Raw genomic sequence first — 24,106 nt, forward strand, 5'->3', positions numbered from 1 at the left:
TCAGGGATAAACATTGAATTTAAAATATTTTTTGGTGAGCTGGTCATAAGTCCCGTTTTTATGAATCTCCGCCAGTGCCGCATTAATCATCTTCAGGTTTGCCTCATCTCCTTTGCGTAGCGCGATACCCACGCCATCACCAAAAATCACTTTATCCACCAGGGTCCCTTTGATGGCGTACGGCTTGCCTTCGGCTGAGGTCAGGAATCCCTGTTCAGCAGAGACCGCATTGGCCAGGCTGCCATCAAGACGCCCGGCGACCAGATCCGGATAAACTTCCATCTGGTTAGGATAGGAGATGACTTTAACGCCCTCCGGCTCCCATTTGGTTTTGGCATAGGTTTCCTGGATGGTGCCCTGTGCCACACCGATCGTCTTACCGCGCAATGAGGCAACATCGGTCGTCAGCGTGCTGGCAGCCGGTGCCAGTAAAGCACTGGGCGTGTTGTACAACATATCGCTGAAAGCCACCTGCTGACGACGCTTATCGGTCATCGACATCGCTGACAGGATGGCATCAAATTTCTTTGCCTGAAGGGCAGGGATGCTGCTATCAAAACCCATTTGCACCCACTGGCACTTCACCTTTGCTTGAGCGCAGATGGCATTGCCCAGATCAACATCAAAGCCCTGCAATGATCCATCAGCCGCCTTGAATTCAAACGGCGGGAATGTAGGGTCAACGCCAAAGCGCAGGGTCTGCTGCGCCAGTGCCGCGTGACTAACTGTTGTGAGCGAAAACAGTAATGCGAGGGATAAGCTCTTTTTCATGTTTTAATTCCCGGATGCAAATGAATTTAAGCGCGACATTCAAATTTAATAACATGCGACCTGTTTTCCTGCCAGCGAATAAAACGCAATCATCCAGATTAAAATCTTATGTTATTAAGTGACTGTGCGAATTATTTATACGGCGTTAATTTTTACTTAATACTGTGCATCAAATGACTGAGCCATACCAGGGTATGGCGCAGGTCCGGGCCTGAAGCCGCAGGCGCTGGGGATGGGATAACAAGACAAGCCCCAGCGCCAGTTTTACAGGTTATCGCGCAGCAGTGATTTATCAGGACAGGGAATTAAGTAATGCGCCTGCGTTAAACTCAATTGTCATTAGCCAGACAGTAAATATTTACCTTCCCGCGCTGCTTAAAATAAAGTTTATGGGGTTTAAATCAGTTCAGATAAATTAACGCTTAGCCCATCAGAATAATGTGATGGATGCGCTTATTTTCTGCTGGAGTGCGCCAAACGTTCATGCAGGAAATCTATAAACGCGCGTACTTTTTCTGGCACATGACGAGTATTAGGGTAGAGCGCGTAAATTCCCTGACGGGGGAATTGATGATCGGGCAGTAGCCGTACTAATCCACCTTTTTCAATCTCATCCTGTACCAGCCAGGCGGGGAGAATCGCCACGCCAGCACCGGCTAAAGCAAAAGCGAGCAAAGAAGAGGCACTGTCAGCCGTGATCATGGCAGGCTGAAATGCGCTCATCAGCACAGACTCGCCTTCGGGCGTGATCACCTGCCAGCTGAGTGGCGTCGATAAACGGCTATGCGCAATCCATTTTGCTGACGCGAGATGTGAAAGATCCCGGATAGACGCTTCATTCAGGCTGTTGAGATAACAAGGTGCAGCGACCGCCAGGATATCAAACTGATCGATAAGGCGGGCGTGATGACTGGAATCGACAAGATGGTCAAGTCGTATCGCCGTGAGAGATACAGCGGTGGTGAGGCGACGGCTTTATTGATCGCGAAAATCCCGCACCAGAGGCCGTCATACAGGGGCTTCAGCAGGTTGTCTGAAGCGCCCGAATAAGGTTAGCTTAGAGCTTTAGCCTCTACGTTACCTCCTTACCTTAAGTGCGCATAATCTATCTTATGTTAAATAACATATCGCACATGTACTTCATTACCCTTTACCACCTTCGGCCTGCCGCCGATATTTTTGCGACAGGCGACCAAATACCTCTTCCGCGTTTTTGCTTTCGCCGCTGTTTATACCTGCGCTGACCGCTGTTTGCAGAGCATCAAGTTTCATCTGCTGCTCCCGTTCTTCCAGTGCCCTGAGGCCCGCACGGATCACTTCACTGGTGTTGTTATATCGCCCGCTTTCAATCTGTTCGCGGATGAACGCTTCGAAATAAGGACTGAGTGCTACGCTGGTTGGCATGATTCCTCTCCCACTGAATTACTATCAGTTATTAACTGTTAGTATTTCAGAGTTACTCTTCTCTATCAACTTTCGGCTTAACACCCTTCCACAGGTTTGCCGGATGTTTACCTGCGTGTAACTTTGCGTTGACCAACCCCGCGACCTTATAGCATCGCCAGTATCCTGCGCAGATCTTTGCCTCTTTCCCGCATTTGTGTTGTCATCCCGTGACGGAACGCTGACCTGTAAACTAAAAACCCCAACAATTTAGCTGGGGTTATAAAGGGTCGTTACTCTTTCGCTATCGGCGTCTCGCTCACATCAATCTTCGTTTCGCCCTGAATGCCCTTAATGCGTTTCTCAACGTCATTAACCTGCTCGCTGCTGTGCAGCAAGGTGTAAGTCAGATCAAATGCCGTACTGGCACCCGGTTGCAGCTGCTTCACACGTTTTTGTTCACGTTCAATGGTGACCGGATAGGCGTAACTGGTACCAGGTTCGATACCGGTCACGTAGCCCTGTTTCAGGGTGTCGGTATTTTTCCATAAGGTCAGCATCGGGAGCTGACGTGTATCGTACTGAATGGATGCGCCGCTGTTGCCCGCTTTATTTATCACCGCAGCGACGGTCTGATGATTGCTGTCTGAAAGCGGCTTGATGTTGAACACCATCTCATCGAAGTCTTTGGTCGGACCTTTATAGGTCTGCCACTCTTTTAACCCGGCTTTCGCGTAGTCATTGAATGGGCTGATGCCGGACATCGGCGCCAGGAAGCGTGCGCCCTCTTCCAGAATAGGTTTGCCGAAATTGCTGTGATAGATGATCTGGTAATCGTGCGGATAGTCGGCATGGTTGGTTAACACATCATGCAGGCTGAAACTGTTGCTGCCTGGCACGTAACGCAGTTCGGTCATGGTCTGCAAATCAGCTTTCTTAAAGGTGCTCTCTTTAATCAGGCCGCGAATACGGATTTCGTGTGGTGCCGCATCTGCCACTTCAACTTCCAGCTGAGAAACCGGCGTATTCCCTGCTTTACCGTGCAGCGTATAGATTCGGCCTTCATCGGTGACCGGATGGCCGGTCCATTCGTAGCCGCAGCGCACCATCATCTCGTTGAAACCGTCCAGCCAGCCCAGACCGTTGCGGCTCTCAAGATTGATGTAGGCAGGATTGACGACCTCTTTAACTGGTGAATCCCAGCCCATACGGGTGCCAAAGCCTTCAACACGCAGTAAGTTCATGCCACGTGTCGGGCTTAGCGTAATCGTCAGGCCATCCTCACTGCGGATCGTCAGAATTTTACTGCCTTCCTGCTTGCCGCCATGCAGGACTTTCTGTTCGATGCTGAACGGTTTGCCCTGAGACTTCAGCTCACTGCTGGAAATCTTCCAGTTTCCCTGCTCGGTGCCTTGTTCAGCACTCGTCAGCACCCAGGTTTTCGCCGCTGCAGAGCCTGAAACCAGCACTGCCAGTACCGTTAACGCCAGTTTAATCTTCATCCTTCACCCCATTGGCTGAATCGTTTTTTCATTCCGTAAGGGAAATTTACTTAATGGGACTGAAGATAAACGTGATGATGCTCACCTGTTGGGAAAAGGCAGCGACTCAGACCTATTATTGTGGGCCAAATCACAGTGATTACAGGCCAGAGAGGAATAACTACAGCGAATCAGGTGAAGTTTGCTGACATTAGCTTTATTCGATTCAGCTCAAAAAGAGGGATCTGATAAAAGATGGCGGATGAAGCGCTATTTAAAAAATAATTTAAAAAAAATCTTCAAACGCGCAACTTTTTCCATTTTTAAACGAACCTGTTATCAGGGACGTCAGACAACTCCGTCTGTTCGTCAATGGAGAGAGTAAAGCCAATGAAAAACACCCTGAAAACCCTGACCGTCGCTACACTGCTGGCACTGAGTGTTCCGGCAACATCTGCTTTTGCAGCGTTACAGGTCGGTGAAAAAGCGCCGGACTTTAAACTGGAAGCCGCGCTGGCCGGTAAATCGACCACCTTCTCATTGCAACAGGCGCTGCAGAAAGGCCCGGTTGTCCTCTACTTCTTCCCTGCTGCTTTCAGTGCAGGCTGTACGCTGGAAGCACACGATTTTGCTGAAGCGACCGATGAATTTAAAAAGCAGGGTGCGACCGTCATTGGCGTGACGGCGGGCAATACCGATCAGATTGCGAAATTCTCGCAGCTTGAATGCCGTGACAAATTCACCGTCGCAGCCGATCCCGGTGCCAAAGTGGCGGCAGAATATAAGAGCACCATGGAGATGAAAGGTCAGAAACTCTCAGACCGTACCTCTTACGTGATTGCGCCCGATGGCAAAATCCTGCTGAGCTTCACCGATAAAAATCCTGATACGCATATCCAGAAAGCGATGGATGCCGTTAAAAAATACCGTCAGGCCAATCCGGCATAACTTCATCTTCAGAGCAGGTACATCATGCTGACTGCGATTGCAGCCGCCTTCCTGGGCGGCATTATTCTGAACCTCATGCCCTGCGTGTTTCCGGTGATCTCGCTGAAAGCACTGAGCCTGATCCGCCATCACGAATCACCTTCCCACGCCAGAGCCGAAGGCCTGGCCTTTCTGCTGGGCGTAGTCGTGACGATGGTCGCTCTGACCGCAGTTCTGTTGCTGGCCAGGGCGGGCGGTGCATCGGTGGGCTGGGGATTCCAGCTGCAATCGCCGCTGGTCATCGCCGCGCTGATTCTGGTGATGCTTGGGTCGGCACTGAACCTGCTCGGTCTGTTTGAAGTAGGATTATCGGTACAGCGGGTTGGCGAAGTGGGAGGCGATCGCGGTGGTTTAGTCGGTTCAGCACTGACTGGCGCGCTGGCCATCATTGTCGCGACGCCCTGCAGCGCGCCCTTTATGGCCAGCGCGGTAGGCTATGCGCTTACCCAGCCTCCGCTGATCAGTCTGGTGATCTTTATTTCACTGGCGCTGGGCTTTGCTGCGCCCTTCACTCTCATCTCATTCTTCCCGGTGCTGGCGCGGATTTTGCCAAAGCCGGGTGCCTGGATGATCACATTAAAGCAGGGGCTGGCGTTTCCCATGCTGGGCGCGGTGGGCTGGCTGATCTGGGTACTTGAACGTCAGGCGGGATCGGCGGCGCTGGCTGCCATTCTGGCCTGCTGTTTACTGTTTAGTTTCGCCGCCTGGCTGTATGGCATGGCGCAGAAACGCCGTATGATGGGACAGCGTCATTGGGTGCTGCACGTGGCGACCGCATTCTTCCTGGCGCTGGTCGTAGTGCCGTTACTGAACCTGAACAGGTTTGCCGAGGCTCCGGCTGAAACGGCAACCGCCTCACAGGCTGCCGCCGCTGTGGCGTGGTCGCCCCAGAACGTTGATGCCATCAAAGGTCAGGGCAAGCCAATACTGGTGAACTTTACCGCATCATGGTGTATTACCTGCCAGGTTAACGATCGTACTTCGCTTTCGACGCAGGCGGTAAAAGCGGCGATGGCGCGAACCAACACCATTTATATGGTCGCGGATTCCACCAAATACAATCCCGATGTTGAACAGGCGCTGAGCGATTTCGGGCGCGGTGGATTACCCCTCTACGTGGTCTATCCGGCTGACGGCGGTAAACCTGAGGTGCTGCCACAGGTGCTGACGCCTGGCATTGTGATTTCAGCGCTGAATCAGGCAACAGAAAAAGGAAATAAATCCTGAGATTACTGATGAAACAATTGCCTGGCGCGTGGTCAGGGCGCGGCGACAGCGTGCTGAACTGCTGATGATCGATGCCAGAAACTGATCAACGCGCACAGCAGTGGCCAGCATTAATGGCCCGGGCGCAGGCGGGTGACAGAGCTGCCTATAACCAGTTACTGAAAGCGATGGTTCCGGCCATCCGGGCATTGGTATGCAAAAAAATCCGTGATGAGGGACTGGTTGAGGATGTCATTCAGGAGACGCTGCTGGCGATTCATCGGGTGCGGCATACTTACGATCCGCAGCGTCCGATACTCCCCTGGGTTGCTGCCATCGCCTCTGCCCGGGCCATTGATGCGCTGCGCCATCGCGGCCGTCGCCAGGAAGTACAGGATGAGGAAGAGCTGCAACGACAACCCGCTGCAAGTGCAGAGTCCTCAGCCGATACGGATATCCTCTCCGGTTATCTGGATAACCTTCCGCTGCGCCAGCGGGAGATCGTCGAATCCGTGCATCTGCGCGAGCAGAGCCTGGCGCAGGCAGCAGCTGAAACCAATCAGTCACTCTCTGCGGTTAAATCTCTGTTGCATCGCGCAATGGTCAACCTTCGTAAATATGGACGGGGTCATCATGAGAAATCATGACCAGTTAATTAATCAGCTCAGCGCGTCTGCCCAGCCGGTGCAACGCGTCTGGCCCACCGCCTGGCGCGTCGCGGGCTGGATTGCGCTTGCCCTGCCCTGTGGCGCGCTGACCAGCTGGGCTTTTCACAGCCGTTTCACTGACTGGTCGCAGCCTGGCGCGTTTTTTGCGCTGGTTGCCCTGCTGCTGTCACTTATCATCGCGGGCAGCACGCTGGCGGCAGCCTTTACGCTGAGTATTGCAGGCAGAAAACCCATCAGCCTGCGCTGGCCGCTGCTGATGGCGATGATGTGGCTGGTGCTGAATCTGATCAATATGTCATCTTCAGCACCGCCATCGAGCGCGAACCGGTTGGGTGAAGGGATGCACTGCTATCTGTTTATGCTGTCGGCCAGTGTCCCGATGATGCTGATGTCCGTGTTCGCCCTGCAGCGCACCCGATCCCTCTATCCGGCGCGCAGTCTGGCGCTGAGCGGCTGCGGCAGTGCGTTTACCTCATCGATGCTGCTGTCGTTGTGCCACGATACCCATCTGCACGCCATCGATTTTTCTATGCATCTGGCTGCGGGCATCACCATCGTGGCGCTGACGGTGCTGGCAGGCCGCCGCTTGGTCAGGCTGGGAGAGTAATGGCACGCCGCTTCCGTTCCTCCTGAAGATGACTCCGCGCCCCGTTCAATGAAATTCTGTCAGGAGCGCGGATTGGGTAATTTTATGCATTCTCCCCCGCGCGGCTACGGCCCAGATCCAGGGTCAGAGAGACCGCACCGACAACCAGCATCAGCGCCATAATCAGTGAAAACGAGAAAGCGAGATGTGTGTAATGCGCCACGTAGCCAATCACGGCTGGCCCGCTCAGGACCCCCAGATAGCCCAGAGTAGTAATGGCAGGCACGGCGACCGCCTGCGGCATCACCGTCTGACGTCCGGCGGCGGAGAACATTACCGGCACGATATTGGCGCAGCCTGCGCCGACCAGGGTGTAGCCCAGCAACGCCATCGGCCAGGAGGCGATAAAGGTCACCATCGCCATGCCAGCGGCGGCAATCAGTGCGCCGCCCAGCACAACCGGTAAACGTCCCAGCGATGAGATAATCCGATCCCCGGTCAGACGCGCCACGGTCATCGCAATGGCAAAGCAGGTATAGCCCAGTCCGCCCAGTGATGCCGGAATGGCCCGGACGTCGGTCAGATAGACAGCACTCCAGTCCAGCACGGTGCCTTCGGTCAGGAAGACGGCAAAGCAGATGATGCCGATAATCAGTACGCTGCCGCGCGGAACAGCAAACACCGGGCCTTCAGCGGGGTTCGCGTAGGTCAGTAAGCCCGATGCGCTGACCAGCGTCATGATAATCACCGCCGCGACCGCCAGCAAACAGCCGGTCAGCACGCTAAAACCCATCGCCAGCAGCAGCGTCATAAAGCCCGCCCCGGCAATGCCGCCCACGCTATACATGCCGTGAAAGCCTGACATGACTGGCTTTTCCGCCTGCTTCTCCACCAGGATCGCCTGGATGTTCATGGCGCAGTCGGTTACTCCGATGCCGACGCCAAAAACCAGCAACGCAAGCGCCAGCAACAGCGGGTTGCTCAGCACCGATAGCCATGGCGTACTGATGATGACCAGCGCGACAGCGACCAGAATCACCCGGCGGCAGCCAAAGCGGCTGGTCAGCCAGCCCGTCACCGGCATCGCAATCAGCGCGCCGACGCCAAGACAAAGCAGCAAGGTGCCGAGTTGCGCCTCATTAACGCCGGTATTGCCGCGGGCGAAGGGCACAATCACCGCCCAGGTCGCGGTTATAAATCCGGCTATAAAAAAGATGATGCGTGTTGCCAGCGTGGAAGAGACGTTATTAGCCATTGCATTCCTTTCAGGGATGTCGGGGAGAGCTGACAGGACCGAGAGATCGCTATTGACTCCCTGCCCGGCAGTGAACGATTATGCTCACTATAGCTCGATTGTGAATATTTTGAGGTTTATATGCTCGATTATGCAGCTTTCCCGCAGCAGCGACAAGCGCTGATTCGTGAGATATTGCAGGACAAAGGACGGGTGGTCTGCGCTGACCTGGCACGGCAATTGGCCGTGTCAGAGCACACTATCCGCCGCGACCTCCATGAACTCAGTAAAGAGGGTTTATGTAAAAAGGTCTATGGCGGTGCGGTGTTACAGCTTCAGGAGGCGGACAGCTTTGTCAGCCGGAAAGCTCACGATCACGCAGCAAAAGCCCTGATCGCGCAGCGCTGTGCCAGCCTGGTGAAAGCCAATAGCTGCATCTTTATTGATGCCGGTACAACCAATCTGGCGCTGGCACAGGCGCTATCACCAGATTTGAATATCACCGTCGTCACCAATGCACCCGATATTGCTGCGCTACTGATCAACCATCCTGCTGCGGAGGTGATTATGCTGGGCGGGCAGATACAGAAGAGCACCGGCGGCGCGGTCGGGCAAACCGCGATCAACCAGATCCAGAGGATTCTGTTTAATCAGGCGTTTATTGGCGGCTGTGCCATGAGCCCGGAGGCCGGGTTGACCGGTTTTAACTATGCGGATTGCGAATTCAAGAAAGTTGCCATGGCGCAAAGCAATCAGGTCATTGTCGGGCTGACAGCGGATAAAATCCCCGCAGTAGCGCGATTCAGCGTGGCGAAATGCCGTGAAATTTCAACGCTCGTCGTGGAAGAGAAGCTCGATAAAGAACTGCTTGAGGCGTTTGAAGCGGAAGAGATAACGCTTATTACTGTCTGATACGGGGTGATGAAATAAATCGTGTCGCAGACGAACCCGATGAACGCACCCTGCCCTGGCTGTACTAATGGTCGACAAATCCGCAACCGATGCTGCCAAATCCCAGGCTTTGGCGTAGGCTGAAAGCTGGTTGGTTTCACTACACAGGAGATCACGATGCAAAATGAAATGACAGCACAATGCCACTGTGGCGCCGTGGCGTACCGGGTGACGCTGAAGGATGGATTTAATACGGTGCGCCGCTGCAACTGCTCGTTTTGCCGGATGCGCGGCGCGGTGGTGGTATTTGCGACAAAGGTGGAGCTGACCCGGGGTGAAGCGCAGCTCACAGAGTATCGTTTCAACAGCAAAGAGGTGGGCCACTACTTCTGTTCCGTTTGCGGCATTTACACCTTTCATCAGAGCCGCTCACAGCCCGATCAGTTCGGGGTGAATGTCGCCTGCCTTGAGGGGGTTTCGCCGTTTGATTTCACCGATGTCCCTGTCTCCGATGGTATCAATCATCCAAAAGATGGCGGCGCGGGCGGTGTAGCCGGTCATCTGATCTACACCCCCACGCAATCCTGAACGATCGCAGGCTGAACTACTCCCGTGTGGGCTTGCCACTGAAGCGGGTAATCGGCTTCTGCTCTTCACGGTCAATCTGTTGTGAGAAGACTTCAAGCGCCGCGAAGATGGGGCGAAGTCCGCGCCACAGATCCTCATCATTGAGTAACCGGATAATGCCGCGGATGCCCGGCGCGGCTTTATCCTGACGGGCCTCATCGCGCGCTGGTTTAACGGCCATCGCGGCATCGCGAACGGCCAACAGCAGATGATTAAACCGTTCTGGCGGCACGCTGCCCAGCGTCATCATCAGTAGCGAGAGATTCTGTAGCGCGTTCTGCGTACCCGGCTGATTAAGGCCTGAGACCAGGATTTTCCCCACCTCGCTGTTTGATTTAACCAGATCGTTCGCCAGCCGCAGAAAACCGTGCTGGTGAAGATTTTCGATTAGCTCATCCATCGCCTCCCGGGCGGTCGGCTCGGTAGGTGTCGGCGGGACCTGATATTTCATCCGTTCTGCCATTAGAATTTCTCCGGTTTTTCGACATGTTCAGGCGGTTCCCGATAGCCAGCCTGCTGCCATTTTTGCTCTATCGGCAGGTGATCCAGCGGCGTACGACTGCCGTGACGGAAGTTGTGTAGTGGCACCGGATTAGGCTGCGACCGGCGATCAACGCGCTTCATATTTACGGCAATCTCTTTATAAGCCGGTGTGTTGACGTCGGGATCGTGATGTTCGCCGGTCAGGGCGTTGACGCCATCTTTGCCATGATGAATTGGCATAAACAGCACGTTGCCTGCCACACGCTCAGTGATCACAACAGGCACATCCAGCGATCCGCGCCGCGAGGTAATGCGTACCCACTCTCCTTCGTTCAGCGCGCGCTCGGCGGCCAGCTCCGGTGAGATCTCAACAAAGGCATTTGGCGACAGCGACATCATGCAGCCACCCTGCCCGGTCTGATTCATCGACTGGAAATGCTCCAGCATCCGGCCATTATTCAGCAGCAGATTATACTGTGAATCCTCCTGCTCCGCGGGCGGCTGCCAGCTCAGCGGATAGAGTCGCGCTTTGCCATCCGGGAAATTAAATCGTTCTGTATAGAGAAGCGGCGTACTTTCGCCTGCGGCGCTGACGGGCCAGAGCTGGGACTGCCAGCCGACCAGTTGCTCATAGCTGACACCCGCGAAAATCTCTGCGATGCCTGCCGCTTCCGCCATAATCGCGCCTGGGTTCGGGTAATGCCACGGATGACCGAGACGGGCGGCGAGATCGGTAAAGATCTCCCAGTCGGGCCGACAATCACCCAGCGGCTTCATGGCGGGTGAAAAGTGCTGGATCCGCCGCTCGGTGTTCACAAACGTGCCCTCCTTCTCCACGCTGGGCGCACCGGGCAGCACCACATCGGCAAATTCGGCAGTGCGTGACATGAAAATGTCCTGTACCACCATAAATTCCAGCTTGCTGAAGGCGGCATGCACCGAAGTGGCATCGGCATCCGCAAACGCCGTCTCTTCACCGGTGATATACATCGCGCGAATTTTGCCTTCACCGGCCTGCTGCACCATTTTGAAATTATCAGCACCAGGCTGATCGGAAAGCGCTTCAGGTGAGACGCCCCAGGCGCGCGCCCATTTTTCGCGCACCGCTGGGTCAGTGACTTTTTCATAGCCGGGATAGAGATTACTGAGGCAGCCAAAGTCGCTGGCGCCCTGTACGTTGTTGTGTCCGCGCATCGGATAACCGCCGGTGCCAGGTCGGCCATAGTTGCCGGTGACCAGCAGCAGGTTCGACAGCGCCGTACTGGTGTCTGCCCCGTGGCTGTGCTGGGTAATTCCCATCGCCCACAACACACAGGCGCTGCCCGCCTGGCCGATCATTTCCGCTGCTTCAATCAGTTCTGATTCACTCAGTCCACATGTCTCACTGGCAAAGGCCAGCGTAAAGGGAGCGAGTGACGCGCGGTACTCATCAACCTGGTTGACCCGCTGGGCCAGAAAAGCCTCATCCGCATAACCGTGATCGAACATATATTTTGCCATCGCCGAGGCCCAGACCAGGTCAGTACCCGGTCGGATGCGCAGATAGCAGTCAGCACGTTCCGCCATTTCATGACGGCGCGGATCAACGACCAGCAGTTTCTGACCGCGATGTTTGTGGCTCTGTTTGATGTGTGAAGCAATCACCGGATGGTTCTCGGCCAGGTTGCTGCCGACCAGCACGATCAAATCGGTCTGTTGCAGATCCTCAATCGTCCCGGCATCTCCGCCGTAGCCCACCGTGCGGAACAGTCCTTCTGTGGCCGGATTCTGACAATAGCGCGAGGAGTTATCAACGTTGTTGGTGCCAAAAATTAAACGGGCGATTTTTTGGGTCAGATAGGCTTCTTCATTGCTGGCCTTGCTGGAGCCGATAAAGCCAATCGCATCGCCTCCATAATTCTGAGCGATACCCTGTAATCCTTCGGTAACCCGCTGAAGTGCTTCATCCCAGCTGGCAGGCCGGAAGTGGCCATTCTCGCGGATCAATGGCGTAGTCAGGCGCTCCGGGCTGTTGACGAAGTCCCAGCCGAATTTACCTTTAACGCAGGTCGAGATGCCGTTGGCCGGCGCTTCGGCAACCGGCTGAACTTTCAGGATGTGGCGGTCACGGGTCCAGATTTCAAAGCTACAGCCCACGCCGCAATAGGTGCAAACAGTTTTGGTGCGTTTGATCTCCGACTGGCGCAGCGCCACATCGATTTTCGAAACGCCGGTAATCGGCTCCATGCCGATGCTGTTTTCCAGCGTTTTAACAAAGTCGATCAGCGGACGCTTCAGCCCTTCATCCATCGCGGTAAAGGGGCCTGCGTCTGGCTGCATGGTTTTTTCGAGCAGCGCATTGCACGGGCAAACTGTGACGCAATGTCCGCAGCTGACGCAGCTGGAACCGGCGATTTCCGTTCCGCCATCCCAGAGCACGCGAGGATGTGCCTGGGTGTAGTCAATCGAAAGTGTTTCGTTGACCTCGACATTCTGACACGCTTCGACACAGCGACCGCATAAGATGCACTGGTCAGGATCGTAGGTGTAAAACGGATTGGAATGATCTTTTGCGTAGGGCTTGGGCTCATGAGGATAGTACTGAACCGGAATGTGCATATCTGCCACGGCATTATGCAGCGTGCAGTCACCGGTGTTGTGTTCACAGACGGTACAGTAAAGCTCATGACGATTGAGCAGCCGATCCATTCCCTCCTGCTGCGCGGCCTTAAGCGCACTGCCTTCACTCTGCACCTCCAGCCCCTCTTCAGTGCGGAGCGTGCAGCCGCGAACCCGCTCGCCGTTGGCATCTACCCAGCAGACATCACAACTTTGCAGCGGCGGCAACGCCGGGTGGTAACAGACATGAGGTAGTTTTTTCCCTTGAGCATCCAGAAAATCGATTAGCGGTTGATCAGCTAACCCTTTTAACCGTTCACCATTGTAGATAATGGTGCAGTAATTTTGACTCATATAAGCCTCATGACGACATTGCGACGAGCTACCGAATGGAAAATCTCCCTCTATTTAAAGGGTTGCTTCACAAGCTTAGTGAGGATTAACAGCCACGCCATGAATACCGCTACGCTTATCAAGGTTACTTGCTGACAGACAAGGCTTTTTTAAATGTAATGACTTTTTACCGGATAAAAACGGGTCAGCTTTTACCCGGCTGATAGTGAGAAACTGGCACAGAGGCTTCGCGTTGATAAGCATTGGCCGCACAATGGTGAAGCTTAGGGTTAATAACAAAGCACAATGTATGTTGTAACTATATAATCAACTAGCTTATTTCGCTATAAGACGCAGGGTAATGATCGGCACGCTTATCAATCCGTCGTTTTTCCCTCAGTGAATTAATTATCAGGTCCGCCGCGAGTTAACAGACTACTCCCAAATTAATTACGTACCGCCACTAACTTATTCCAGTACATATCAGGCTGAAACGATTTAATCTGGATAACGGGTTTATGGATTATTTTAGCTATTAAACGGGACTATTCTCCTGCCCGTGAGTGAGCGAACAATTTATGGCATAGCTATGTCGATCAAATGACAGTTATCAGCATTGACGCCCAGAACAGTGGCGCTCCCCCCCAGAGTTGACGCTCACATTTTAGTCATACCTATCAGCCATTTATCTTAATTTTAGCAAGCTGATAATTATAAGATGATAATGATAACTGTTATGGTAATATCCTGTTAACCCTGCCCGACACTTTCTCATCAGGGCCTCTTTACGCGTCATGCTTAATTAAATTATCAGTAAATACCTGGCTGAAATGAGGTCCCTATGAATCCCATCGTTTATATCGTTGACGACGACGCTGCTGTGACTGCTGCACTGCGTAATCTGCTCACTGCCGACGATTACACGGTTATCTCTTTTTCTTCGGCTGATGATTTCCTGGCTCACGCTTTTACTCCCCTTCCCTGTTGCCTGATTCTGGATATTAATCTGCCTGGTGCAGATGGATTTGATGTCGCACAGGCATTGATTGATCGTGGCTACGCCATTCCCACTATCTTCTTAACCGGCTTCGGGACCATTCCGGTCACGGTGCGGGCGATGAAAACCGGTGCTTATGAGTTTCTGACTAAACCTGTCGATCCCGATCGTATTTTGCAGGCGGTTGCAGAAGCCTTACAGATCGCCGGGCAGAATATGGCCTCTTCCGAGGAGCGAAGGGAGATACTGGAGCGACATCAGACCCTGACACCGCGTGAAAGCGAGGTCATGCTGCTGGCGATTAGCGGCCTGCTGAATAAGCAGATTGCCGCCGAAATGGGCGTCAGTGAGATCACGGCAAAAGTTCACAAGCGGCGGGTGATGGAAAAGATGAAGGCACGGTCGCTCACAGATCTGGTGCGGGCGGCAGAGCGGCTCAATATTGATCATACCCGACGCCGCTAAGGCCAGGCAGACACCTGTCCTCAATACGATTATCCCAGTGGCAGAGTGAACCAGAAACGGCTGCCGCCTTCCGCCCTGTTCTCTGCGCCTAACTCACCACAATGCTTTTTGATAATCCCTTTGCTGATGGTTAATCCCATGCCCATGCCACTTTTCTTCGTGGTGTAGAACGACTCAAAAATCCGTTCACGCACGCCATCAGGTAAGCCGCAACCGCTGTCCAGCACCTCAAAACGCAGCGTGTCCGGCGTCGGGTTCTCTGACGTCAGCCGCAAAAGCGCCGCGCGCGGTAAATCGTCGGACATGGCATCGATGGCATTGATTACCAGATTCAGCAGCACCTGCTGAATCTGAACGCGGTCGCAATAGATATCCGCCTTTCCGGCCCTCAGTTTCAGCTCCAGCGAAATTCCGCGTCGCTCCAGCTCCACTCTGGAGAGCGCCAGGATATCGCGGGCGATCAGATGGAGGTTTTCCGAGGCAAAGCTCGATTCATGATTGCGGGTCAGCGCCTGCAGGCCACGAATTATCTCTCCGGCACGTTTTCCCTCTTTGATAATTTCATCCAGACTACTGCTGGCATTCTCCAGCATCACCGGTTCACGCTTTAACCAGCGCAGGCTGGCACCGGCATTGGCCACGATCGACATCAGTGGCTGGTTAATTTCGTGGGCGATTGAGGCAGTCAGTTGCCCGACTGTGGTGGCGCGGGTTACACGGGCCAGATCCGCCTGTGCCATGCGCGCGGCATCTTCTGCCTGGCGCTGCGAGGTGATATCGGAAATGGTGCCGAAGTACTCTTTCACCTCGGGGAAGTTTTCTACCGGCTCTCCGATACCTTTGATATAACGGCATTCACCATCCGGCCTGAGCACACGGAACTCAGCCTGCATACTACGTCCCTGACTGACGCTGTGCGTCACCAGTTCGCTGATGCATTCATAATCATCGGGATGAACGCGGGTCAGAAAATCTGCCATCGACAACCCTTTTTGATGGGCTGGCAGGCCCAGAATACGGCCATACTCTTCAGACACCATCATCATGTCCTCTGCCACTTCCCAGCGCCAGGTGCCGGTATGACTGATCTTCTCGCCGAGCATCAGCGAGGTTTTGCTGGCGCGTAGCTGCTTCTCAACCCGTCGCCGATGGTTGTTCTCCTCCAGCAGCTCAGCGTAGAGGCGCGCCGTCTCCAGCGAAACTGCCGCCTGAGCACTCAACGTTTTAACAATGTGGGAGTGCTCAGCCGTGAACGCATCGGGCATCAGGCGATTCTCCAGATAGAGCACCCCAACCATATTGGCCTGCCTGAACATAGGAACACATAACACCGCAGCGCCCGAGGCCACCAGGTAAGGATCCTGACTGAACGGACTGAACTCTTCCGGCTTGCCAGTACGTATCTCCTGACCGGTACGGATCACCGCGGCCAGTACCGATAGCGGCAGGTCAGTTGCGACGGGGCGCTCTTTGACAATCTGCACCCGCACGCCATCAGCCGTGCTTTCTGCCCAGGCCTGGGTTTCCGGAAGCGTACCATCCAGAATCCGGATAAGCCGACAGCGCTGGGCACCGGCCCGCTCCAGCAGGATGCGCATCAGGGTATGAATCAACCGATCAAGGTTGATCTCCTCCGTCAGGGCGCGCACGGCGGTCAGCACACTCTCCAGGTCGTAGAACGAGGCATCCTGCGTAAAGGGAATGGTCGCCACCGCACTGTTTTGCATCGGCGTGGTCAGATGCGGATAGTGCTGCTCAAGCTGGCGCACCATCGCCAGCGCGCCCCAGCTCTCCCAGCTTCTCATCGACGCTTTAACGTAGGCATCGGCGGCGGTATCTAGCTGTAATGCTTTGCAGTAGCGGCCAGCCAGCTGATTCGCCAGCGCATGAATGTGCAGATATCCCCCCTGGCGGGAGAGACAGATCGCATTTTCATACTGTTTCAGCGCCTCGCCCGTGTTGCCCGCAAGACGGGCACACTCTGCCCTGAGCAGGGCATATTTATCAGCAAAGAGTCCGGGATTGAGGTCGGCCCAGCCCGCAAATTTGTCCAGATCGCAGCGCAGCGTGTTGCTGTCAGCCGCACCGGGCTGCAGGCTTAGCGATAGTGCGCTGTAAAAATGCATATCCATCAGGTAGATGTAAGCGGGCACTGCGCTGGTCAGCGGACGAATTTCTGCAAAACAGCGCAGCGCCTCCCGGTATTCTGCCGCAAAGAAATGTGCCATTCCCCGATACAACCCCGCCCAGAACAGCACCATCGCTTTTGGGCCAGAGATCACGCCCGGCTCGCTGCCCGCCACCATCGGCAAAGCCCCATCGCGATCGCCTGCCCTGAACCCGTTGCTGTTCCGCAGTTGCATCACCAGCTGCTTCTGCATGACCAGCACGTTCTCAACATCGGGATAAAAGGTTTTGCGGGTAAAAGCGAGTCCGCGCTCAATGGAGGTCATGACCGACTCCAGGTGATCGCCGCGTGTCAGCGTGTTCATGATCTGATGACGCAACGAGAGGCAGGCAAAGGAACGGTCACCGTGCATCACCGCGACGCGAAAACTATCACGGGCACTCTCTACGGCCACATCCAGCGGCTGCGTCCAGATCCCCAGCTGATCCAGAGGCAGCAGTGTGCGGGCTTTATAGCGGGTAAAGTCATGCCGCTCCACCAGCTCACGGGCCACCCGACCACAGGCATAGCCAAAATGCCAGGCCTGATAGCGTTCGCTGATCAGCACGCTGAACCAGGCGAGACCAAACGCAGAAGCACCGGTCACGCCGTGATCCAGCGTCATCTCCAGCATCCGGCAGACCAGCAACAGATGCAGCTGCGGGCAGTCGTAGGCGGAGACAAAAATGGTGCTGGCCATCAGGTTCAGCACCGACTCAGTTTCCTGATCGGTGTTGCGTGGCAGTCGGGAAAAAGCCGCTTGCGGGGAATCGCCAATCCGCGCCCTGATCGCCTGCCAGGCGGCGTCAATCTCCGCGTCGTCCGGATCACGCCTGAGATGCACACCAAATACTGCCAGCCAGGCGAGCGCAGTTTCCAGCGCCAGATGGTTGTCGGACTGACGCATATGAATTTCAGCAGAGAGACAGGCTGCCATCGATTTTTCACTGAGCGTGCCTGGCTCACTCAGCAGTCGGGTACAGAGCTTTTGCGCGGTCGTCAGATTACCGTGCAGAAATTCGCACTCCGCCTCATCAATGCCCAGCATAAAGTCATTGCCGGTCACCATCCGCTGGCTGAGTTGCTGGGCGCTGCGCAGATAGCGCAGCGCTGAGAGATAATCTCCGGCACGTTTCGCTCCCTGCGCAGCACGTAAACAGAGGGGATAATAGCGTTCACGATCTGCGACGCTAAGTGGCAGTTCAGCAATCATGCCGATGTGATAAGCCGCGCGGAATAGCGTCTCACTGTGATCGGCATTTACCACCGCGGCCGACAGCCATGCCGCCGCCTGCTGATGAAGAGAGTGTTGCTGCCGGAGGTCGAGCAGTAAAAACGCTGCGTTATGCACGCGGTCGTGGGTAAAGGCGTAGTTCCCGCCAGTCAGGGTTATAAAACGGTCGCTGACGGCAGGCTCAAGCTGCTGCTGAATCCGCGATACGGACGTCGCGTTGATATGACTTAATAAAGACAGCTCGCCGCTGGCCCCCAGGCAGGCCAGCGAACCCAGCAGCTGGCGTGTAGCCTCCGGCATCCGCGCCAGCTGATTTAATACCAGCGTCGCCACATTGTCGGTGTACTGACGCGCAATCAGCGCCTGGCTGTCGTAATGCCACTTCAGCGGGTTCTGACGATAGACAATCACCCCATCATCTACCGCCTGACGGAAGAACTCCTGCATCGAGAGCGGATTACCGCCGGTTTTCTCAAAGATAATCTGTGCCAGCTCACGATTGCCACCGGGACGGGTATGCAGCATTCCCGCCAGCCAGCGGGTGATGCTTTTAACGCTGAGCGGCTGCGGCGTCAGCGCCACGACCCGTGCCGCTGATGCTCTGAGGCGCAGCAGAAACCCGGCAATCATCGGACAGGGCATCGACTCACCCTCCCGGAAGGCGAGCACCAGCATAAAAGGCAGATGCTCATTACGGGTAATCAGATTTTCCAGCAGTTGCAGCGTGGCATTGTCTGCCCAGTGAACATCATCAATCAGCATCACCAGCGGACGGCCCGGCGTGGCAAAGGCCTGGATAAGCGCGGACGCCATCTGATTAAACTGCTCGCGGGCGTCCGGAGCATGGCGCACCACCGGCTGCACTGTCCGGATATTCAGCAGCTGTTTTAGTTCAGGCACCAGTTCAATGGCTAAATCGGTATAGCCACCCAGCAAGCGCAACAGGCGCACTCGCCATTTGCTTAGCTCCAGGGCTGACAATCCCAGCAGATAAAGCGTGACCGTGCGAAACGCTGAGGCGACTGCGGCATAAGGTGCGGCAGGCGAATGTTGATCGGCCTTGCTGGCTGCCAGCAGAATCTGTCTGTGCTGCAGGGTTTTCAGGGCGGAAGCGATAATGGCGGACTTACCCGAGCCGGGCGCACCGCTCAGCATCACCAGGCTCTGCGTGCCGGTACGGTTGACCGCATCCAGCGTCGTCAGCAGCACCCGAGCCTGCGGATGTTGCGTGAAGAGTGTCTCGGGCCGGAAACTGGTGCTGAACCGCTCCTGCAGACCGGGCGTGAATGGCGCAATGGTGTTTTCTGCGGTCAGCGTCGCCTGACAGCGGCGTAAATCAGCCATCAGTCCCTGCACGGTCTGATACCCGTCAGCAGGTGACTTTGCCAGCAGACGCAGCAGAATCACAGAGAGCATCGGCGGCACATCCTCTCTGACCTGTACGGCTGGCCGGGGCGCGCTGGCGATGTGATGATGAATCCACTCCGCCTCCCCCGCATCCGGTGAGCCAAACGGCAACTTACCGGTGAGATATTCATACAGCACGACACCCAGACTGTAGAGATCGCTGAGGCTACTGACCGGATGCGGCGTGCGGCCGGTATGTTCAGGTGACATATAGGCCAGCGTACCGCCTGAGACGCGCAGGCTGTTTTTTTCCGCCGACTGCGCCGCCAGCGAGGCGAGACCAAACCCGCCCAGCCGGAACCGGCCCTCGTCGCTGATAAAAAAATGGCCCGGCTTGATATCCCCATGCACGATGCCCTGATGATGCGCCTGGCCGAGCGTGTAGCAAAGCTGCAATGCAACCTGCAGGAAGTCAGCGATTTTATCGGGAGGGGTCGCGAGGTTATTCGCCAGGCTGCGAAACGGAAACGTGGGGTAGATCAGCGCATAGCGGTTGAGGTAACGGGTGGTGCCCGTCGCGGTGATGGCCCAGCGGGGCGAAAGATAAGCGGCCAGCGCGCGCTCATTTTTCAACCGCTGCGTCGCCTGAAACGTGACGTCGTCACTCTGTCCGGTGGCGATTATCAGCGACTCACCTGAGTGACGGCGCGCCAGCATCCAGAGCAGGCAGCCATCCTGCGCCAGCGGCGTCAGCGTGTCGAAATCTTCAATCGCGTTCCCTGCATCGTCACTCTCCTGAAAATTAACCGAAAGCATGCTCATCAGCGCACCTTTCCCTGAGATAACTCGCAACGGATCAGTGTCAGCAGCGTATCAACATCAATCGGCTTTCGCAAAAAAGTCACGGCACCCAAGGCAATGGCATACCACAGGGTGGTCTCTTCCAGATCTGCTGAGATAAAAATCACCGGTGGCAGACCTGCCCGCTGTTTCAAAATAGTGAACAGCTCAAAGCCGGACATGCCCTTGAGTCCGACATCAATGATCAGCATCCCCACCTCTGAAAGCGCATCGTCATCGCTCAGCAGCGCCTCACCTGACTCAAATAGTCGGGTCGAATAGCCGTCTGAATGCAACAGATTGCTAAGTCCACTGCGGACCGCGCGTTCATCGTCCACAATGACAATACGCTGTGACAGCGCCATGCAGTTATCCTCTGAAACGCCTCATCGTACGGCACGCGAGGACTTAAGGGTGGTCATCGCCATCGGGTGGCGGTGTCCCACTGATTTTTGGCACACACTCATGGCGAAACCACTTCAGCGTCACCGGCTGACGGCGGAACAGACGCGTACCCAGCGGAATCAACTGCTCACCCACCAGCATGCCAAACAGCCCCACTAAAGCAATAACCGGAGGTGCCGGAGAGTTCACGTTGATCAGGGCATAGATTACCCCGGCAAGCAGCCCCACCGTGAGAGAAATAATGTAGGATTTCAACATGTTCAGCTTACCCGCGAAACAGGTGTAACAAACGGCGCATCCGATCGCTGCAGGGTGGTCGTATGCTCTGCGGGCAAGACTGCGTGCACCAGCGCCCCACCCAGCAACATCCCCAGCAACCCCACCAGCGCAATCGCGGGCGGAGCCGGTGAACGCACCTTTAGCAGGCCGTAAAGCAGGCCAATCAATACCCCTGCAGCCAGAGAAAGCAGTAAAGGATTCATAACCGGACTCCTGTTATGCCTGCTGACCGGCAGACGTAAGCCGATCAGCAGGACGTCCCTTAGCGGACCGGTGCGTGAACCGGTGCCAGAGTACGATGTTCACTTTTCTGACGTGACGGCGCTTTGTGTACCATGGTGTAGGCATAATCCACACCAATGCCATAGGCACCTGAATGCTCTTTGGCGATGTTCATCACCGCATCGTAAGTGTCACGGTTGGCCCAGTCACGCTGCCACTCCAGCATGACCTGCTGCCAGGTGACCGGCACCACACCCGCCTGAATCATGCGCTGCATCGCGTAGTCGTGCGCTTCTTTGGTGGTACCGCCTGACGCATCCGCCACCATATAGATCTCGTAATCCCCTTCCAGCATTGCGCACAGCGCAAAGCTGTTGTTACACACTTCCGTCCAGAGACCGGACACCACCACTTTTTTCTTGCCGTTCGCGGCCAGCGCATCACGCACTTTCTGGTCATCCCAGGAGTTCATTGAGCTGCGCTCCAGAATGTCCTGACCCGGAAACACATCCAGCAGTTCAGGATAGGTGTGGCCCGAGAAGCTTTCGGTTTCGACGGTGGTAATGATGGTGGGGATATTGAAGACTTTCGCCGCCTTCGCCAGCGCAACGGTGTTGTTTTTCAGCACCTGGCGGTCAATCGACTGCACGCCAAAGGCCATCTGCGGTTGCTGGTCGATGAAAATAATCTGGCTGTTATGTGGCGTGAGGACTTCAAGCTTAGCGTTGGACATGCGTTCACCCATAGAGGTTATGTAACGGAATTTTCGCCAATTGGCGCGGAGCAAAAGGACGGTCAGTGCAGGTTTAACGTCCTGCTGCTGGCTGTCTGTCTGGTCGCAGTGTAGGGCGACGGGCGAAGGCAAACTATTATCTCTGCGTATAACTATACGAAGGTATAGGTATCCCTCTGTATAACTAGACGACGCATTAACCCGCTCACCATAATCCGGCTTATTCGTGCCCTGTTATCTGCGGCACTTCCTGTCCCGCACTACGTCGGACAACCCCGTTGAGGAGGATCTATGGTTACGCTGGGTAAAGCAGAACTGATACTGACCCATGGCAAATTTCATACTGTTGACCGCAGCAATCCGGTGGCAGAAGCGGTTGCGATTCGTGATGGCAAATTCGTTGCGGTAGGCACACTGGCAGAGGCGATGGAGTATCACTGCGACGGCACCAAAGTGATCGATCTGAAAGGTCACACCGCCGTGCCGGGCCTGAACGATTCCCACCTGCACCTGATACGTGGTGGTCTGAACTACAACCTTGAGCTGCGCTGGGAAGGGGTGCCGTCGGTTGCCGATGCGCTGCGAATGCTGAAAGAGCAGGCGCTGCGCACGCCGTCACCGCAGTGGGTGCGTGTGGTAGGCGGCTGGACCGAGTTCCAGTTTGCCGAGCGACGGATGCCGACGCTGGATGAGATCAACGAAGCGGCACCCGACACGCCGGTCTTCGTGCTGCATCTTTATGACCGCGCCCTGCTCAACCGCGCAGCGCTGAAAGTCGTCGGCTACACCAAAGAGACACCGAACCCGCCGGGTGGCGAAATCCAGCGCGACAGCAACGGCAATCCCACCGGCCTGCTGATCGCCCGTCCCAATGCGATGATCCTCTACGCCACCCTGGCCAAAGGACCGAAACTGCCGCTGGAACAGCAGATCAACTCGACCCGTCAGTTTATGCGCGAGCTGAATCGACTGGGTCTGACCAGCGCCATTGATGCGGGCGGCGGCTTCCAGAACTATCCCGAAGATTACGAAGTGATCGCTGAACTGCATCAGAAAAAGCAGATGACGCTGCGTATCGCCTACAACCTCTTCACTCAGCGTCCGGGGCATGAACTGGAAGATTTTGAGAAGTGGACGGATATGCTGACGCCAGGCCAGGGCAGCGACTATTTCCGTCACAACGGCGCAGGCGAAATGCTGGTGTTCTCGGCCGCCGACTTCGAAGATTTTCTGGAGCCACGTCCGGACTTAGCGCCTGGCATGGAGGATGAACTGGAGCGCGTGGTGCGTCATCTGGTGGAACATCGCTGGCCTTTCCGTCTGCATGCAACCTATGACGAGTCGATCAGCCGGATTCTGGATGTCTTTGAGAAGGTCAACCGCGATATCCCGTTTAATGGTCTGCACTGGTTCTTTGACCACGCGGAAACCGTCACTCAGCGCAATATCGATCGTATCAAAGAGCTGGGCGGTGGCATTGCGGTGCAGCATCGCATGGCATTCCAGGGCGAATACTTTGCCGAACGCTACGGCATTGAAGCCACCCGCCATACCCCACCGGTTCAGAAAATGCTGGAAACCGGCGTCCCGGTCGGACTCGGCACCGATGCAACCCGCGTCGCCAGTTATAACCCCTGGACCGCGCTCTACTGGCTGGTTTCCGGTCGCACCGTAGGCGGCATGCAGATGTATGACGTCAATGCCCGCCTTGACCGTGAAACGGCGCTGATGCTCTGGACACAGGGCAGCGCATGGTTCTCCAGCGAACAAAATAAAAAAGGTCGGATTCAGGTAGGTCTTCTGGCGGATCTGGCCGTGCTGAGCAAAGATTTCTTCAGCGTGCCGGAAGAGGAAATTAAAGGCATTGAGTCAGTGCTGACAGTGGTGGATGGCAATATTGTCTATGCCGCCGGATCGTTCAGCGCGGATGCGCCGCCCGCTATTCCGGTTCTGCCTGAGTGGTCACCGGTGGTGAATGTGCCAGGTCACTATCGCAGCGCTCCGCCGGTTGCGCAGAGCCGTGCGGGTATGATGCCCGCCGTGCACCACTGCAGCGGCCCCTGCGGTGTTCATCGCCACTCGCATGAGATCGCCCGTGGTTCCAGCGTTCCGGTTGCCGAAGATAACGCCTTCTGGGGCGCGCTCGGCTGCAGCTGCTTCGCGTTTTAA

Annotated in this window: 19 protein-coding genes and 1 pseudogene; 8 read left to right on the forward strand and 12 right to left on the reverse strand. The window is 55.5% G+C overall.

Going from position 1 to position 24,106, the window contains the following annotated elements; genetic code table 11:
* The 4 genes and pseudogenes from OK412_RS04145 to OK412_RS04160 form a co-directional block, all read right to left on the reverse strand.
* Positions 1-771: an ABC transporter substrate-binding protein gene (locus OK412_RS04145; protein ID WP_010670348.1), complete on the reverse strand. Its 771-nt coding sequence runs from the start codon at positions 769-771 to the stop codon at positions 1-3.
* Positions 772-1,224: 453 nt separating this feature from the next.
* Positions 1,225-1,713 (reverse strand): annotated as a pseudogene (locus OK412_RS04150) (substrate binding domain-containing protein); the annotation flags it as partial.
* Positions 1,714-1,914: 201 nt separating this feature from the next.
* Positions 1,915-2,175 carry a type II toxin-antitoxin system ParD family antitoxin gene (locus OK412_RS04155; RefSeq protein WP_033780223.1) on the reverse strand — a complete coding sequence of 87 codons (261 nt, stop codon included), beginning with the start codon at positions 2,173-2,175 and terminating at the stop codon, positions 1,915-1,917.
* Between the two features lie 272 nt (positions 2,176-2,447).
* Entirely contained in the window at positions 2,448-3,656 is a 1,209-nt protein-coding gene (locus OK412_RS04160; protein ID WP_264352722.1) for an aldose 1-epimerase family protein, read from the reverse strand.
* 369 nt (positions 3,657-4,025) lie between these two features.
* Between OK412_RS04160 and OK412_RS04165 the strand changes: the two genes are divergently transcribed.
* From OK412_RS04165 to OK412_RS04180, 4 genes are all read left to right on the forward strand, one after another.
* On the forward strand, positions 4,026-4,583 hold the full coding sequence (locus tag OK412_RS04165) for a peroxiredoxin (protein WP_264352723.1): 558 nt from the start codon (positions 4,026-4,028) through the stop codon (positions 4,581-4,583).
* 24 nt (positions 4,584-4,607) lie between these two features.
* The gene (locus OK412_RS04170) at positions 4,608-5,849 is read left to right on the forward strand and encodes a protein-disulfide reductase DsbD family protein (RefSeq protein WP_010247150.1); all 1,242 of its coding nucleotides are present in this window, start codon (positions 4,608-4,610) and stop codon (positions 5,847-5,849) included.
* A gap of 71 nt (positions 5,850-5,920) precedes the next feature.
* Positions 5,921-6,475, forward strand: coding sequence for a sigma-70 family RNA polymerase sigma factor (locus OK412_RS04175; RefSeq protein WP_010247151.1), 555 nt, complete (start codon positions 5,921-5,923; stop codon positions 6,473-6,475).
* A complete protein-coding gene (locus OK412_RS04180) occupies positions 6,462-7,103 on the forward strand; it encodes a DUF1109 domain-containing protein (RefSeq protein ID WP_264352724.1) in 642 nt (213 codons plus the stop codon). The genes OK412_RS04175 and OK412_RS04180 overlap by 14 nt, the downstream gene beginning before the upstream one ends.
* Positions 7,104-7,185: 82 nt before the next feature.
* Here OK412_RS04180 and OK412_RS04185 read toward each other — a convergent pair whose 3' ends face one another.
* On the reverse strand, positions 7,186-8,337 hold the full coding sequence (locus tag OK412_RS04185) for an MFS transporter (protein WP_249654743.1): 1,152 nt from the start codon (positions 8,335-8,337) through the stop codon (positions 7,186-7,188).
* 120 nt (positions 8,338-8,457) lie between these two features.
* On the opposite strand from OK412_RS04185, the gene OK412_RS04190 reads away from it, so the two are divergent.
* Together OK412_RS04190 and OK412_RS04195 are read left to right on the forward strand one after the other, a co-directional pair.
* Positions 8,458-9,228 (forward strand): DeoR/GlpR family DNA-binding transcription regulator, encoded by a 771-nt coding sequence (locus OK412_RS04190; protein ID WP_264352725.1) that lies wholly within the window; start codon positions 8,458-8,460, stop codon positions 9,226-9,228.
* 156 nt (positions 9,229-9,384) lie between these two features.
* Positions 9,385-9,795 carry a GFA family protein gene (locus tag OK412_RS04195; protein ID WP_033769017.1) on the forward strand — a complete coding sequence of 137 codons (411 nt, stop codon included), beginning with the start codon at positions 9,385-9,387 and terminating at the stop codon, positions 9,793-9,795.
* Between the two features lie 16 nt (positions 9,796-9,811).
* On the opposite strand, the gene OK412_RS04200 is transcribed toward OK412_RS04195, so the two are convergent.
* Positions 9,812-10,297 (reverse strand): DUF1641 domain-containing protein, encoded by a 486-nt coding sequence (locus tag OK412_RS04200; protein WP_022624305.1) that lies wholly within the window; start codon positions 10,295-10,297, stop codon positions 9,812-9,814.
* A complete protein-coding gene (fdhF, locus tag OK412_RS04205) occupies positions 10,297-13,269 on the reverse strand; it encodes a formate dehydrogenase subunit alpha (protein ID WP_264352726.1) in 2,973 nt (990 codons plus the stop codon). Before fdhF ends, OK412_RS04200 begins: the two co-directional genes overlap by 1 nt.
* Positions 13,270-14,089: 820 nt before the next feature.
* Between fdhF and OK412_RS04210 the strand changes: the two genes are divergently transcribed.
* Positions 14,090-14,710: a response regulator transcription factor gene (locus OK412_RS04210; RefSeq protein WP_033760375.1), complete on the forward strand. Its 621-nt coding sequence runs from the start codon at positions 14,090-14,092 to the stop codon at positions 14,708-14,710.
* Positions 14,711-14,739: 29 nt separating this feature from the next.
* Here the strand turns inward: OK412_RS04210 and OK412_RS04215 are convergent, their stop codons facing one another.
* The 5 genes from OK412_RS04215 to OK412_RS04235 are packed head-to-tail and all read right to left on the reverse strand — an operon-like array spanning position 14,740 to position 21,937.
* The gene (locus OK412_RS04215; protein ID WP_264352728.1) at positions 14,740-20,280 is read right to left on the reverse strand and encodes an AAA family ATPase; all 5,541 of its coding nucleotides are present in this window, start codon (positions 20,278-20,280) and stop codon (positions 14,740-14,742) included.
* Positions 20,280-20,663 carry a response regulator transcription factor gene (locus OK412_RS04220; protein ID WP_010670332.1) on the reverse strand — a complete coding sequence of 128 codons (384 nt, stop codon included), beginning with the start codon at positions 20,661-20,663 and terminating at the stop codon, positions 20,280-20,282. The genes OK412_RS04215 and OK412_RS04220 overlap by 1 nt, the downstream gene beginning before the upstream one ends.
* A gap of 43 nt (positions 20,664-20,706) precedes the next feature.
* Entirely contained in the window at positions 20,707-20,961 is a 255-nt protein-coding gene (locus tag OK412_RS04225; RefSeq protein ID WP_010247172.1) for a XapX domain-containing protein, read from the reverse strand.
* A gap of 2 nt (positions 20,962-20,963) precedes the next feature.
* Positions 20,964-21,185, reverse strand: a complete 222-nt coding sequence (locus tag OK412_RS04230) for a XapX domain-containing protein (RefSeq protein WP_033773924.1) — start codon at positions 21,183-21,185, stop codon at positions 20,964-20,966.
* A 59-nt stretch (positions 21,186-21,244) separates the two neighbouring features.
* Positions 21,245-21,937 carry a hydrolase gene (locus OK412_RS04235; protein WP_010670331.1) on the reverse strand — a complete coding sequence of 231 codons (693 nt, stop codon included), beginning with the start codon at positions 21,935-21,937 and terminating at the stop codon, positions 21,245-21,247.
* Positions 21,938-22,228: 291 nt separating this feature from the next.
* Here OK412_RS04235 and OK412_RS04240 point away from each other — a divergent pair, with 291 nt between their 5' ends.
* Positions 22,229-24,106: an amidohydrolase gene (locus OK412_RS04240; RefSeq protein ID WP_264352729.1), complete on the forward strand. Its 1,878-nt coding sequence runs from the start codon at positions 22,229-22,231 to the stop codon at positions 24,104-24,106.

The organism is Pantoea sp. JV6 (genome assembly GCF_025910055.1).
Taxonomy (GTDB): Bacteria; Pseudomonadota; Gammaproteobacteria; order Enterobacterales; family Enterobacteriaceae; genus Pantoea; species Pantoea agglomerans.

What these genes read in the sequence shown, in the direction of transcription:
- OK412_RS04225 (WP_010247172.1), bottom strand. Translation starts at nt 20,961, where the DNA reads ATGTTGAAATCCTACATTATTTCTCTCACGGTGGGGCTGCTTGCCGGG.
- OK412_RS04145 (WP_010670348.1), bottom strand. Translation starts at nt 771, where the DNA reads ATGAAAAAGAGCTTATCCCTCGCATTACTGTTTTCGCTCACAACAGTT.
- fdhF (WP_264352726.1), bottom strand. Translation starts at nt 13,269, where the DNA reads ATGAGTCAAAATTACTGCACCATTATCTACAATGGTGAACGGTTAAAA.
- OK412_RS04185 (WP_249654743.1), bottom strand. Translation starts at nt 8,337, where the DNA reads ATGGCTAATAACGTCTCTTCCACGCTGGCAACACGCATCATCTTTTTT.
- OK412_RS04220 (WP_010670332.1), bottom strand. Translation starts at nt 20,663, where the DNA reads ATGGCGCTGTCACAGCGTATTGTCATTGTGGACGATGAACGCGCGGTC.
- OK412_RS04230 (WP_033773924.1), bottom strand. Translation starts at nt 21,185, where the DNA reads ATGAATCCTTTACTGCTTTCTCTGGCTGCAGGGGTATTGATTGGCCTG.
- OK412_RS04160 (WP_264352722.1), bottom strand. Translation starts at nt 3,656, where the DNA reads ATGAAGATTAAACTGGCGTTAACGGTACTGGCAGTGCTGGTTTCAGGC.
- OK412_RS04190 (WP_264352725.1), top strand. Translation starts at nt 8,458, where the DNA reads ATGCTCGATTATGCAGCTTTCCCGCAGCAGCGACAAGCGCTGATTCGT.
- OK412_RS04170 (WP_010247150.1), top strand. Translation starts at nt 4,608, where the DNA reads ATGCTGACTGCGATTGCAGCCGCCTTCCTGGGCGGCATTATTCTGAAC.
- OK412_RS04235 (WP_010670331.1), bottom strand. Translation starts at nt 21,937, where the DNA reads ATGTCCAACGCTAAGCTTGAAGTCCTCACGCCACATAACAGCCAGATT.
- OK412_RS04180 (WP_264352724.1), top strand. Translation starts at nt 6,462, where the DNA reads ATGAGAAATCATGACCAGTTAATTAATCAGCTCAGCGCGTCTGCCCAG.
- OK412_RS04195 (WP_033769017.1), top strand. Translation starts at nt 9,385, where the DNA reads ATGCAAAATGAAATGACAGCACAATGCCACTGTGGCGCCGTGGCGTAC.
- OK412_RS04240 (WP_264352729.1), top strand. Translation starts at nt 22,229, where the DNA reads ATGGTTACGCTGGGTAAAGCAGAACTGATACTGACCCATGGCAAATTT.
- OK412_RS04165 (WP_264352723.1), top strand. Translation starts at nt 4,026, where the DNA reads ATGAAAAACACCCTGAAAACCCTGACCGTCGCTACACTGCTGGCACTG.
- OK412_RS04175 (WP_010247151.1), top strand. Translation starts at nt 5,921, where the DNA reads ATGCCAGAAACTGATCAACGCGCACAGCAGTGGCCAGCATTAATGGCC.
- OK412_RS04200 (WP_022624305.1), bottom strand. Translation starts at nt 10,297, where the DNA reads ATGGCAGAACGGATGAAATATCAGGTCCCGCCGACACCTACCGAGCCG.
- OK412_RS04155 (WP_033780223.1), bottom strand. Translation starts at nt 2,175, where the DNA reads ATGCCAACCAGCGTAGCACTCAGTCCTTATTTCGAAGCGTTCATCCGC.
- OK412_RS04210 (WP_033760375.1), top strand. Translation starts at nt 14,090, where the DNA reads ATGAATCCCATCGTTTATATCGTTGACGACGACGCTGCTGTGACTGCT.
- OK412_RS04215 (WP_264352728.1), bottom strand. Translation starts at nt 20,280, where the DNA reads ATGAGCATGCTTTCGGTTAATTTTCAGGAGAGTGACGATGCAGGGAAC.